9 protein-coding genes and 1 riboswitch are annotated in these 12587 nt (G+C 69.4%); of the genes, 2 read left to right on the plus strand and 7 right to left on the minus strand.

Annotation, left to right across the window (positions count from 1 at the left end):
- Positions 1 to 124 precede the first annotated feature (124 nt).
- The 6 genes from metE to AB0K34_RS25365 all read right to left on the minus strand — a co-directional run bounded on the left by metE (position 125) and on the right by AB0K34_RS25365 (position 10230).
- Positions 125 to 2374 carry a 5-methyltetrahydropteroyltriglutamate--homocysteine S-methyltransferase gene (gene metE, locus AB0K34_RS25340; RefSeq protein ID WP_364551233.1) on the minus strand — a complete coding sequence of 750 codons (2250 nt, stop codon included), beginning with the start codon at positions 2372 to 2374 and terminating at the stop codon, positions 125 to 127.
- Between the two features lie 114 nt (positions 2375 to 2488).
- Positions 2489 to 2708: riboswitch (cobalamin riboswitch) on the minus strand.
- Positions 2706 to 3206, minus strand: coding sequence for a hypothetical protein (locus AB0K34_RS25345; RefSeq protein ID WP_364551235.1), 501 nt, complete (start codon positions 3204 to 3206; stop codon positions 2706 to 2708). (Overlaps the previous riboswitch by 3 nt.)
- Before the next feature lie 128 nt (positions 3207 to 3334).
- The gene (locus tag AB0K34_RS25350; RefSeq protein WP_138642197.1) at positions 3335 to 5464 is read right to left on the minus strand and encodes a serine/threonine-protein kinase; all 2130 of its coding nucleotides are present in this window, start codon (positions 5462 to 5464) and stop codon (positions 3335 to 3337) included.
- Entirely contained in the window at positions 5461 to 7542 is a 2082-nt protein-coding gene (locus AB0K34_RS25355; RefSeq protein WP_364551236.1) for a PQQ-binding-like beta-propeller repeat protein, read from the minus strand. Before AB0K34_RS25355 ends, AB0K34_RS25350 begins: the two co-directional genes overlap by 4 nt.
- Positions 7543 to 7690: 148 nt before the next feature.
- Positions 7691 to 9691: a right-handed parallel beta-helix repeat-containing protein gene (locus tag AB0K34_RS25360; protein ID WP_364551238.1), complete on the minus strand. Its 2001-nt coding sequence runs from the start codon at positions 9689 to 9691 to the stop codon at positions 7691 to 7693.
- A gap of 194 nt (positions 9692 to 9885) precedes the next feature.
- Positions 9886 to 10230 carry a DUF5713 family protein gene (locus AB0K34_RS25365; protein WP_364551279.1) on the minus strand — a complete coding sequence of 115 codons (345 nt, stop codon included), beginning with the start codon at positions 10228 to 10230 and terminating at the stop codon, positions 9886 to 9888.
- A gap of 674 nt (positions 10231 to 10904) precedes the next feature.
- On the opposite strand from AB0K34_RS25365, the gene AB0K34_RS25370 reads away from it, so the two are divergent.
- Positions 10905 to 11558, plus strand: a complete 654-nt coding sequence (locus AB0K34_RS25370; RefSeq protein ID WP_240807373.1) for an LmbU family transcriptional regulator — start codon at positions 10905 to 10907, stop codon at positions 11556 to 11558.
- Positions 11559 to 11794: 236 nt separating this feature from the next.
- Complete coding sequence (locus AB0K34_RS25375; RefSeq protein WP_138635677.1) at positions 11795 to 12025, plus strand: DUF5988 family protein; 231 nt, start codon at positions 11795 to 11797, stop codon at positions 12023 to 12025.
- A gap of 94 nt (positions 12026 to 12119) precedes the next feature.
- Here AB0K34_RS25375 and AB0K34_RS25380 read toward each other — a convergent pair whose 3' ends face one another.
- Entirely contained in the window at positions 12120 to 12404 is a 285-nt protein-coding gene (locus AB0K34_RS25380; protein WP_138635678.1) for a hypothetical protein, read from the minus strand.
- Between the last annotated feature and the right edge of the window lie 183 nt (positions 12405 to 12587).

Consider the following 12587-nt stretch of genomic DNA (forward strand, 5'->3'; position numbering starts at 1 on the left):
CCTCACCTCCTCCGCTCCGGCCGGGGGGCGGGGTTTCCGTGTGCGGTTCCTGTTGTCGTGGGCGGCGTTGGCCCCGGGGCCGTGGGCGCGGCCCACACGGCCGGAGGCATCGGGACGTCCGGCCTCAGCCCGAAATGGTCTTCCGGACGCGGTGGGCGGCGGTGACCATGTTGCGCAGGGACGCCTCGGTCTCGGGGTAGCCGCGGGTCTTCAGGCCGCAGTCGGGATTGACCCAGAGCCTGGCGGGCTCGACGGCCTGCAGCGCGCGGCGCAGGTTCGCCTCGATCTCCTCGACGGCCGGGACGCGCGGAGAGTGGATGTCGTAGACGCCGGGGCCGATGCCGTTGGCGTAGCCGGCGGCGCGCAGGTCGGCGACCAGTTCCATGTGCGAGCGGGCGGCCTCGACGCTGGTGACGTCGGCGTCCAGATCACCGATCGCGTCGATGATCTCGCCGAACTCGGAGTAGCACATGTGGGTGTGGACCTGGGTGGTGTCGGCGGCGCCTGAGGTGGCCAGCCGGAACGCGGCGACGGCCCAGCGGAGGTAGGCGGCGTGGTCGGCCCGGCGCAGGGGCAGCAGTTCCCGCAGCGCGGGTTCGTCGACCTGGACGATCCGGATGGCGGCCGCCTCCAGATCGGCGATCTCGTCGCGCAGCGCGAGGGCGACCTGGCGGGCGGTGTCGGCGAGCGGCTGGTCGTCGCGGACGAACGACCAGGCGAGCATGGTGACCGGGCCGGTCAGCATGCCCTTGACCGGCTTGTCCGTCAGCGACTGTGCGTAGGCGGCCCATGCGACGGTCATCGGCCGGGGACGGGCGACGTCGCCGTGCAGGATCGGCGGCCGCACGTACCGGGAGCCGTAGGACTGCACCCATCCGTGCTCGGTGGCGGCGTAGCCGTCGAGCCGCTCGGCGAAGTACTGGACCATGTCGTTGCGTTCGGGTTCGCCGTGGACGAGCACGTCGAGGCCGAGGTCCTCCTGCAGCGCGATGACCCGGGCGATCTCGTCCCGCATCGCCGCTTCGTAGGCGTCGTCGGTGATACGGCCCGCCCGGTGGTCGGCGCGGACCTTGCGGATGGCGGAGGTCTGCGGGAAGGAGCCGATCGTGGTCGTCGCCAGCTCGGGCAGCTTCAGCGCGTCCCGCTGGGCGGTGAACCGGGTGGCGCGGCCACCGCGGCGAGCGTCGGCGAGCGTGGCCACGCGGGCCCGGACGCCGTCGTCGACGTCCGGCGAAGGAGCCTGCGTCCGAGCGTCGGCGGGAGGCTTCTCCAGGCGCAGCGCCTCGCCGAGTGCGACGACCTCGGCGACCTTCTGCCGCGCGAACGCCAGCCGTTCCCGCACCGCCGGATCGAGGCCGGTCTCGGCGTCCAGGTCGATCGGGACGTGCTGCAGTGAGCAGGAGGTGCTCACGATCACCTGGTCGGCCAGGCCCAGCAGCACCGCGTAGGCGGCCTTGGCGCGGTGCGGGTCGGCGCGCCAGACGTTGCGGCCGTCCACCACGCCCGCGACGACGGTCTTGCGCGGCAGTCCGCCGATCGAGGCGAGCACGTCCACGTTGCGCGGCCCGGCGACGAGGTCGAGGCCGACGGCCTCCACGCGGGTGCCGCCGAGAACGCGCAGCGCGTCGGCGCCGACGGTGCCGAAGTAGGTGGCGACGAGCAGGCGCGGCCTGGCCGGCAGCCCGCCCAGCCGCGCGTAGGCGCGTTCGAGCGCGGCGAGTTCCTCGTCGGTCCGGTCACCGACCAGGACGGGCTCGTCCAACTGCACCCAATCGGTGCCGGCCCCGGCCAGCCTCTCCAGCAGCTCCGCGTACACGTCCACCAGCCCGTCGAGCAGGTCGAGCGGACGGAACCCCGCGGGCGCCCCCGGAGCGGACTTGGCGAGCAGCAGGTACGTGAGGGGGCCGACGAGCACCGGCCGCGTCTCGATGGCCAGCGCCCTGGCCTGCCGATACTCCGCCAGCGGCTTGGCGTCGGCGCCCTCGGCCAGCCGGAACCGGGTGTCCGGACCGAGTTCGGGGACGATGTAGTGGTAGTTGGTGTCGAACCACTTGGTCATCTCCAGCGCCGGGACGTCCTGGACGCCGCGCGCCATGGCGAAGTACCGGTCCAGCCCGTCCAGGTGCCGGTAGCGGTCGGGTACCGCGTCGACCAGCACGCTGGTGTCGAGAACCTGGTCGTAGTACGAGAACGTGTTGGACGGGACCATGTCCAGGCCCGCGTCGTGCAGTTCCCTCCACACGGAGCCGCGCAGGTCCGCGGCGGCCTTCTCCAGGGCGGAGGCGTCGATGCGTCCGGCCCAGTAGTCCTCGGTGGCGGACTTCAGTTCACGGTTCGCCCCGATACGGGGATATCCGAGGATCGTGGTTCTCATGGCGGCTTCCCTCGCTGTGCCACGGGCGGCGCTGCGGAAGGGGACGGACCCACGCCATGCATGCGTGTGCGCCGGCCGCCGACCCTCCCACGAGGCCGCAGACCACCGCGCACCGGCCGGCGCGCGGGCGGAGGCAGGTCTTCGGACTCGCGGGCGTCGCTCCTACCAGAGTAGGGCGTCCTACTGGCCGTCGCTTCCCAGACCGTGGGCCCAGTGCCTATGACGGCGGTCGTTCCCGCTCACCGCTGCGGGGCAGTCCCGGATTCTCACCGGGTTCCCTCTTGCGACACCCGCACCGCCAGGGCGCGGGTGAACCATCCGCACAACGAGTCTAGCCCTGCACACCGGCCGACGGCCAATGTGGTCTGCGGACCAGGCCGCCTGCCTCTTCAACGAAGACGGCGAGTGCCTGCTTTGCCCGCTCGCCGTTGTTTTTCACTTCTTCTTTGGTGGCTGCTTCGTGAATCTCCTCGGTGGCGACGAAAGCCTGCTCCGCCAATTGGAACAGCCCAGTACTGTCGGACAGAAGTTGAACGCGGAACAATTCCTGCTGGGCTGTTGCGCGTGCGCGATAGGATTCTTCGCGAGCGTTCTGATGGGCAGTGGAATCAGGTGCGTCCAAACTTCTGTGGGCACGGTCGTACTCGGCGCGGCGATAGTCGACGAGCGCGCCGGCGAAGCTGCTGAACGCGGTGAGTTGTTCCTCCCATAGCTGCCGCTCTCGTGTGAGGCGCTCGGAACGGGTGGAGTTCCATCGCTGAGTCATGGCAGAGACCAGCACGCCTAGCAGTGTGCCCACCACGGCGACGACGCTTCCCCAGATCGCGTTCATGCCATCATTTGATCACATGCGGTCGCCGTTCGGGATGGACACCTGTCATCGAAGCAGGGTGGGCCACAGTGTGGGCGGGGCGTTGCGACTGTGGTGGTGTTTGACTCGCCTCTTGGGCCGCCATTAGTTCAGACGAGGCGAAAGGCGAGGAGTGCGTTGCCGTGTGCGGCGGCGAGGATGCGGCCGTTGGTGCTGAATTCCCATTGCTCGGTAGAGGCGGGGGTTGTCATGGGGTAGTTCCAGATGATTTCGCCGGTCATGGCGTCCCACGCATAGAGTCCCGAGTTCGTGGTGCCTGCCACGCCGGTGCAGATCAGCCCGCCGGCGGCGATCAGTGGGACGGTCTTGGACGCGGGGGTGTTGACGGACCAGAGACGCTTGCCTGTGCGGGCATCGAGGGCGACCAGATGCGGGCTGTCCAGGATGTAGGCGCGTCTTCCGTCGAGTAGGAAGGCGTGGCCGCCGGGTGAGGCCGGCGTGTAGGTCCACCGCTGTCGGCCGGTGGCCGCGTCCAAGGCGTAGATGGTCGGCCCGTTCATGTAGACCAGTCCATTGGCCACGGTCGCGTTGAGGGAGAGCGCGTCCTTGTTGTCCGGGTCCTTTGCGGCGTTGGGAAGGTCGGCGCTCCAGACCTTCTGGCCGGTGTCGACCGACAACGCGTCGAGAGTGGTGTGGGAGGAACTGCTGAAGATCAGGTCACCGTCGCCCGGCACCATGAGCATCGTCTCGCGCGGCTTGGACCATCGGACGGCGCCCGTGGTGATGTCGAGTGCGTGGTACTGGTTCTCGCCTTTCTCCTTGGCCGTCTGGCCGAGGAGGGTGCGTCCCTGGATGCCGTGGAGGATGGTGGACGACGCCTGCGGCCATTGGCGGATCCAGAGGCGGCGGCCGGTGGTGGGGTCCAGGCCGGTGATCGTTCGATCCCCGCTCAGAGCCAGCAGCCTGTCGGCCGACACCATGAGTTCGGGGAACCGGTATTTCGTGGGTGCGTTGTAGGTCCACTTGACCGTCTGGGACTCGTCCATGGCGACCATGCGGGAGCCGGCCATCGTGTAGATGAGCGTCGGGCCGATGAGCGTCTGGTTGCCTCGGGTCCAGATCTGCCGTCCGGTGGCCAGCGAGTAGCAGCGGACCTCGTCCTCGAAGACCCTGTCGGCGGACGAGATGATGGAGCGGGAAAGGACGTCGAGGGTGACGTCGTCCTCGTCGTCGATCGCGGTTCGCCACAGCAACTTCGGCGGGGAGAGACGATGCCCCTTCCCGTCCTGGGTCGCGGCCAGTGCCGCGGCGGTTCCGCCGCCGATGACGGCCAGTCCAGCGGCGGCGGCCCCGCCGATCAGCAGCCGTCGCCGGGTGTGGGCCCTGGCGAGCGTCCGCAGGTCCAGGACGAGGGTGTCCTCCCGCTGCCGCAGCTCCTCGCCCATGTCGCCGGGGAGCCAGCCGGCCGTGGCCGGTTGGGCGGCCAGCAGCGTCGGCAGCAGCTTCGCGGGCGGACGCCGGTCGGGGTCCCGGCTGAGGCAGGCGGTCACCAGCTGTGCCAGGGAGGCCGGTACGCCGCGCAGGTCGGGTTCTTCGTGCAGGGTCCTATGGATGATCGTGGGGACCGCGCCCTTGCCGAACGGCGGGCGGCCGGTGGCGGCGAAGGCCAGCACGGCGCCGTAGGCGAACACGTCGGCGGCCGGTGTGAGCCGCGTTCCGCGGATCTGCTCGGGGGACATGTAGCCGGGGGAGCCGATGAACTGGCCCTCCGCGGTGAGCGTGGCGGTGTCGGCGGCCTTGCTGATGCCGAAGTCGATGACCTTGGGGCCGTCCTTGGCGAGCAGGATGTTGGCCGGTTTGAGGTCGCGGTGCAGCAGTCCCGCCGCGTGGATCGCGATCAGGGCCTCGCCCAGTCCGGCGCCCAGGGTGCGCAGCAGCGGCTCGGGCATGGGCCCGTACCGCTCGATCGTCTCCTTCAGGCTGAGGCCGTTGACGTACGCGATCGCCAGCCACGGGACGGTGCCGTCGGGTTCCGCCTCGACGACCGGGCTGGTGAACGCGCCGCTGACCTTCTGGGCGGCCTCGACCTCGCTTCGGAACCTGGCACGGAAATCATGGTCTCCGGCAAGCTCGGGCCGCACGACCTTGATGGCCACCGCCCGTCCCGCCGGGGACGCGCCCAGGTAGACCACCCCCATGCCGCCCTCGCCCAGGCGCCGCAGCAGGCGGTACCGCCCGATGCGATCGGGATCGCCGGGCTCCAGCGCCGCCGCCGTCACCGCGTCACCGGGAAGCGGTAGAGCCGCTTGTGGTCGGTCGCGAAGACCGACGAACCGGACACCGCGACTTCCCAACCGCGCTGTGTCTCCGACGGCCCCCAGTGCGACCACAGTGCTCGGCCGTCGGCCCCGGCGACCAAGATGCCCTTGGACGGGCCTGACGGGTCGCTGAAGGCGGTCGCGATGAGGTCGCCGGTCGCGGCGATGTGTCCCGGGTCGTTGTTGAACGGTTCCGGACCGACCAGCGTCCATCGGGTGTCGCCGGTCGCCTGGTCGTAGGCGTGGAGGACCTCTTCCTTGAAGATCGCGTTAGCGCCTGCGGGAATGACGGTGTCGAATTGCACGTCGGTGTTTCGCGACCACACGGGCCTTCCGGTGGCGGTGTCGACCGCCTGGACGGTATCGCCGAAGTTGCCGAACAATCGTCCACCGGCGACCGCGATGTCCAGGCTTGACCCGTCCCGGGTGCCGCCGCTCCTGGGCCAGGTGTGGACCCAGCGCTTGCGGCCGGTGACGGCGTCGAGGGCGGTGAGGGAAGGGTCAGTGCTGAGGTAGAGGCTGGTCTGGTCGACGGCTCCGGAGAACGACCCGTCAGTGGAGAGATCCCACCGGATCTTGCCGCTGGTCAGGTCGAGCGCCCATACGTCCGTCCGCGAACGCACGAGGATCGTGTCGCCGACCACGCCGATGACGGAAGAGGGGACGACGCCGGCGGGCGTGGGGAGGTTCGTGGTCCTGCCGGTCGGGGCGTCGATCAGAGTGATCAACTGGTCCTCAATGTCGCCGACCACGCCGCCGAGGACGACGAACGCCGATCCGGGGGCGACGTCGTCCGAATACACGGCGTTGGCCTTGTCCTTCGTCCACAGCTGCCGCCCCGAGCCGGCATCCACCCCGTACATCTCCTGTTCGCCGCCCCACAGCACGACGCCGCCCGCCAGCAGCACCATCGACGTCCCGCTGACGGGCCGAGGCGGGGTGAACGTCCACGCGGGCGGGGGCGCCGTGGCGAGGGCGGTCGCGCGGGGAGCGGGCTTGGCGGGCTCGGAGCCTCCGCGGGTCACCGCCCAGCCCGCCGCCCCCGCGCCGATGCCGGCCACGGCGACGGCGGCGGCCAGTCCCAGGAACCGGCGCCGTCCGGCCTTGCCCGCCTCCGTGTCATCGACCCGCGGTGTCGGTGGGGGTGCCGTGACCGGCTCCGACGCCACCCTGGTCGCCTCGGCCTCCCTGACCGCCACCTCGCGGCGCAGCGCGGGTGAGTTCAACGCCCGGGGATCGGCGGGGGTCAGCGCGGCGAGCACGGACTCCAGCGTGGGACGTCCGGCCGGCTCCTTGGCCAGGCAGGCGGCGAGCAAGTCCCGCAGTGACGCGGGGACGCCGTCGAGGCACGGCTCTTCGTACATGACCTCGTAGAGCACCGTGGCCGGGTCCCGCTCGCCGAACGGTTTGGCACCCGTGGCCGCGTAGACCAGCACACCCGCCAGCGAGAACACGTCCGCCGCGGGCCCGGCGTCCTTGCCTTCGGCGATCTGCTCGGGAGCCATGTAGGCCAGCGTGCCGATCATGGCGCCCGTGCCGGTGAGCTGCGTCGCGTCCGCGGCCTTGGCGATCCCGAAGTCGATGATCTTCGGGCCGTCCTCGGCCAGCAGGATGTTGCCGGGCTTGAGATCGCGGTGCACCAGGCCGACCCCGTGGATCGCCTGCAGCGCTTCCGCCAGTCCCGCGCCCAGCGTCCGGACGGCGGACTCCGGCAGCGTCCCGACGCTCGCGACGGCCTCGCCCAGCGTGGGCGCGGGGACGTAGCCGGCGGCGAACCAGGGCTGCGGCGCGTCGGCGTCGGAGTCCAGCACCGGGGCCGTGTAGAGCCCGCTCACCTTGCTCGCCGCGGCGATCTCGCGGCGAAACCGCTCCCGGAAGGCCGAGCCTTCGGCGAACTCCCGCCGGATGAGCTTGAGCGCGGCCAGCCGGGCGCCCGGCGACCGGGCGAGATAGACGACCCCCATCCCGCCCGCACCGAGCCGGGCGAGGATCTGGTACTGGCCGACCCATGCGGGATCCCCCGGCTGCAGCGGCCGCACGCCCACCTCCACTTCAAATGAACACGTATATGCATTCAAGCAGGGGACGCAGTCTTGCCCGGTGGGAAGAAGCACCGCGACGGCAGGCCACGCCCCGTCGCCGCCGGGCGATGGCCCGGCGGCTCCTGGGGTCGGTCTCTTTGAGGTGTTACGGGAGTTGTAGCGGGAAGGCCGCCGCTCGGGCGTAGAGCTTGTAGAGCTTGAACGGCTCCGCGAAGGGCAGTCCGCAGGCGTTGTTGAGCATGCTCGTCGCGTTCTTGTTGGTCAGCGTGGTGCCGCGCGCCCCCGGATGGTCGATCTGGCCGCCCATGAACACCGCCATCTTGGCCAGCATGTGGTCCTGCTGCTCGGTCGTCATCTCCTGCCAGGAATGGCAGGTCATCGCGGCGAGCATCGCGTCGTCGAGTTCGCTCGTCTCGGGGTGCGGGTGGTCGCCGACCGGTGCCGTTCGGTACGCGGCCGGGGCGGTGGCCTTGGGCGTGGTGAACCAGGGGCATGGGCCGCCGGGCTTCAGGTTCGCCATGCAGGTGAGCAGTTCGAGTTCGTTGCCCAGGTTGCCGAACCCGAAGCTGAGGAAGGGCGCCTTGCCGTTCAGGCAGTCCGGCAGGTTGCGGGGCGAGGTGGTGACGGTGCCGTTGGAGTACCAGCAGTTGCCGGTATTGCCGGGGAAGGCGTCCCACCAGAAGTCCTGGCCGTTGCCCGTCATCCGGTTGCCGTGGAACTGGTTGCGGTGCGAGGTCGACAGCTTCAGCGGGTCGCAGCCCGTCATGGGCTGGTCGGCGCAGACGAACGCGTCCGGGACGGCGAAGAGCATCGCCCCGCGCCGCCAGTTGTCGCGGAACTCGTTGTTCCGGACGACGTTGTCGTCACCGCCGGCGATCCACATCCCGGTCCCCACCGGGACCGGGACGGTCGGCACCACGTCGCTGTCCGCCAGGTACGGGTTGAAGTTGTTGGAGAAGAAGTCGTTGTTCTCGACGAGGTCGCCCTGCTGCGGGAAGCCGGGATGCCCGGCGGCGGTGAACACGTCGGTGGTGAAGCCGAGGGCGTTGTCGTAGAAGTTGTTGTGGTGCACCCAGGTGGCGCTGCCGTCGGTGCCGGAGTAGCCGCTGGTGTTGTGGTGCGAGTCGCAGTAGCGGATCTCCTGGCTGTAGCGCGCGGTCGGGTAGACGCGCTCGTCGCGTCCGGCCCCGGTCTTCGCACCCGACCCGGGATACAGGCCGGAGTCGCCGTTGCCGGCCGCCTCGCAGTTCTGGATCACGCCGTGGTCCTCGACGAAGGTGAGCACGCCGTACTCGCCCGCGTAGAAGGTCTTGAAGCTGTCCAGCAGGTACCCGTTGCTCTCCAGCACGTAGATGTCGTGCTCGTTGGCGTGCCGGACGGTCATGTTCCGCAGCACGAAGCCGTCGGCGCGGTCGGTGCGGATGCCCACGTCCTTCACCGAGTTGCGCGGGCCGCTGTTGCCGGACGACGGGTCACCGGCGTCCACGACCACGTCGTCGGCGCTCACTCCCGAACCTTCGAGCTGGAGGTTGCAGCGGACGCACGCGCCCCGGTTGGGGATGCCGTGCCGGTCGACGAGCGGCGGGTCCGGGTCCTGGCCGGCGCCGGGGGCCCGGCCGAGCACGGCGATCAGGTTGGCGTCGTTCTGGCAGGTGTACTCGCCGAGGTAGGAGTACGCGCCCGTGCTCAGCTTGTACTGGTCGCACGCGGGATCGTGGGTCGGCTTCTGGCGCGCCGTGGGCTCGGTGTAGACGCCCGGCAGCACCACGACCCGGCCGTTGTTCCGCGAATCGGTCACTGCGGGCTGGATCTCGCTGTACCGGCACCGGTCGAACAACGCCTGGTTGACCCGCTTCAGCTCCCGCGCCTGGGTGGTGCTGAGCGTCCGGTGGTCGTGTGGGCGGACGTTGTAGCCCGACTTCAGTGCCCGTTTGATCGAGGCGTCCAGCAGTTCCAGCGAATCAGGCCGGCACACCACGCGGGTCGTGCTCCCCGGGACGGTCTCGACGGCCGACGCCAGGCTCCGCGGTGTCGGCACCGTCCCGCCCGCGCACGGGCTGACGGAGCAGTCGGGACCGGGAGACGGCCAGTACGACGGCCGCTCGATGTGCGCCTGCGCCGCCTGCAGCAGGCTGAGAACCAGCACGGCGGCGGCCGCAAGGGGCAGCCATAACCTCCGGAGAATCCGCGGGGCCATTCGGTACTCCCTCGCTCAGCGCTGCGCTTCAGTCCCAAACGCTTGCTCGGTACTCATGGAACCACGATCACCGAATCCGAGGAAGTCTCACAACCGGACGTGGTCACGGTGAAAGACCGGGGTCCGGCGCGAGGGCGGTGGTCTCACCAGTCCCGGGTGGCGATCAACTCCTCGATGTCGGCCCCGTCGAAGCCGTAGGCGGTGGCCACGAACCAGAACTCCTCGCCGATCACATCGCGGGCGACCGTCTCGATCTCGCTGCCGGCCTCGTCGAACTCCGCCTGCAGGGCGTTGAACTCCTCGGTCGCGGCGTGCGTCAGCGAGTAGAGCGCCGCCAGATCGGCGGGCCGGTCGGTCTCGATCCGCCCGCAGAGAGCCAGCAAGATCGCTCTGCCCTTGTCGACGAGGTGATCGGGGAAGTACCCGTCGTCGTACATCCCGGTGAGGAACTCGTGGTCGAGCACCTTCTGGTTCGTCACCAGCGCCATGATCGCCCTCTCGCCTGACGTGTCGGTCTCCGGCACATACTTCACGGCACCACTGACAACGCCGCTCCAAGGTCCGGCGGGCAATGCGGAATTGCTCTCCGGACCTACCGTACGCGCTGGTAGCTTCGCTGATCGAAGATATGTAGGACCATTAACCTTTTTGCTGGAGATGATTATGACCCCCGCACGGCGGACGTGACAGTGGACGCGCCTCGGGTGAGAATCGTGCTAACTGAGATGAAGGCCATGGCCGACGGGGACGGTGCGGGGGCCGGTTCGACGAGTGCCTCGGCGAACCTGTCGTGGCGATGGCGGCACGGTGAGTCCCAGTGGAAGGTGTGCCCAGAGTGTCTGCGGTCTATCGGCTCCCGAGACCAGCTGCCGGATCCGTTACCTGGAACGATGCACTGATCGCACAGGGTGACGGTTCGGCTCCCCGGCGATGCGGGGATCGCCCGGCGGTCGTGTTCCGTCCCACCGCGGACGATGGAATGAGTGTTCGGGGGATGAGGGCGGCTTGAAGGCCGCCGCGTGAGCCGTGCCGGGTCTCCCACTCGTCGCACGGTTCATCGGCCGACGTTCACCGAATGCATGGCGCCGCTTTGCGAGCGGTTGCTGCTCTGTGCGGATCTTCCCGGTCATTATTCATGCCCAGCCCGTCCGAAAGGAGAGACATGGTGAACCGGGCCGGCGATACCGATCAGATGAGGACCGTCCTCCGCCGGAGGAGGGCGCAGTCGGCGCGACGTGGTGCCGTTTCCGCCGAGCAGCGTCGCGGCGAGGTGCTCACGACGGCGGTGGGCCTGCAGATACCGGCCGAGCTGGCCTTCGAGGACTGGGAGCACGCCGGCCGCCAGCTCTCCGGAATCGTGAACTCGTCGGCCTGGTGGCTCGGCGACTGGCTCGTATACGGCAAGGAGCACTACCACGACCGGTACGAGCACGGGATCCTCGCGGCGGGGCTGCAATATCAGACGTTACGCAATTATGCCTGGGTCGCACGGCGGTTCGAGTTCTGCCGCCGGCGCCCCGCGCTGAGCTTCCAGCATCACGCCGAGGTCGCGTCGCTGCCGGTCGAGGAGCAGGACAGGTGGCTCGACCGCGCCGAGAAGGCGAAATGGACCACCAAGCAGCTGCGGGAGGGCATCCGGCTCGCCCGCCCGGGCGAGAGCCGGGAGGGCGCGAGAGCCGAGGACACGCGGCGGCTTGCGGTGCCCGGCAGCCACCTGCGGCGCTGGCACATGGCTGCGGAGCAATCGGGCACGGACCTGCAGCAATGGGTGCTGACCACGCTGGACAGCGCGGCCGCGCGGGCACTGGAGGGATGAGGGCCCACTGAGATGGTCGCGCGGCCGAAGCGCGGGAGCCACCGTGCCCACCGGACCCGCCCCCTGTCCCGCCGGCAGGACACGGAAGCCCGCCCCGGAATACCGGAAATGACTTCCGCCGGGGGTGGTCCGGCCATTCTCTCCCTTCTTAGTATCTGGAGTGCCGGTCAGATGGCGGGATTCGGATGCGTGGTCCCGTCGTCCGATGATTCGGACGCAGAATGGAGGGAATTCGCGTGGACATCTCAGGAGAGCCCGGCAGTGGCGCGGAGTTCGTCGACGTCGAGCTCGTGGGCGGCCCGTCCGGCGCGCCCACCCGGGTGGCCGTGCCCGCGTCGGCGGTGGCCGACGGAAAGCTGAAGGTCCAGCGCAGCGGTGGATATGACCACTATGAGCGCGCGCAGTCGGGTGACCGCGGGCAGGTGCCCGTCTTCACCTGGTCCACCCGGACGAAGATCGCCGAATAGTCTTCCCCATCGATCGTTCCGCCGGCCTCCAGGCGGCGAGAGTCCCGTGCGCCGCCGACGGGCCCCGGAGGCCGGCGCGGACACCCGGACGGGGTCAGGCGACCCTCCTCGCCCTCGCCTTGAAACCGCCGAAGAAGCGCACGCGGACGCTGCCCTCCATGAAATCGCCGTCGAACGTCCCGGTGAACCTGAGCGCGCTCGGCACCGGCCGGAGAAGCCTGATCTTGAGGCTGAACCGGTCACCGTCAACGACGCCCTGGACGACCTTTCCCGCGAACGTTTCCGTGTCGTCGGCAAGGCGTCCGGCCACGGAATTGCCATCGCTTTCTAGATACAGCTTTACTTGCAGCTCCCTGACGAGCGGTGTGTCGATGGTCAACTGCCACGTCCCATCAATGCGCATAGTATCTCGGGTTTATCCGATCGGCTCGATCAAGGCAATCGGAGATCACATCGCTGCACTTTTCTTTGATGCACTGAAAAGCCCGACCAGCGGCTTCACCGCCATTGGGAGACCAATGGCCGCGCCTTCGCACTCCGCTGCGGCGAAAGAGCGCGCACC

The organism is Actinomadura sp. NPDC049382, assembly GCF_040677125.1.
GTDB classification, from domain to species: domain Bacteria; phylum Actinomycetota; class Actinomycetes; order Streptosporangiales; family Streptosporangiaceae; genus Spirillospora; species Spirillospora geliboluensis.

Coding starts and splice junctions, on each gene's coding strand:
- metE (WP_364551233.1), bottom strand. CDS start 2,374: ATGAGAACCACGATCCTCGGATATCCCCGTATCGGGGCGAACCGTGAA.
- AB0K34_RS25345 (WP_364551235.1), bottom strand. CDS start 3,206: ATGAACGCGATCTGGGGAAGCGTCGTCGCCGTGGTGGGCACACTGCTA.
- AB0K34_RS25365 (WP_364551279.1), bottom strand. CDS start 10,230: ATGGCGCTGGTGACGAACCAGAAGGTGCTCGACCACGAGTTCCTCACC.
- AB0K34_RS25370 (WP_240807373.1), top strand. CDS start 10,905: ATGGTGAACCGGGCCGGCGATACCGATCAGATGAGGACCGTCCTCCGC.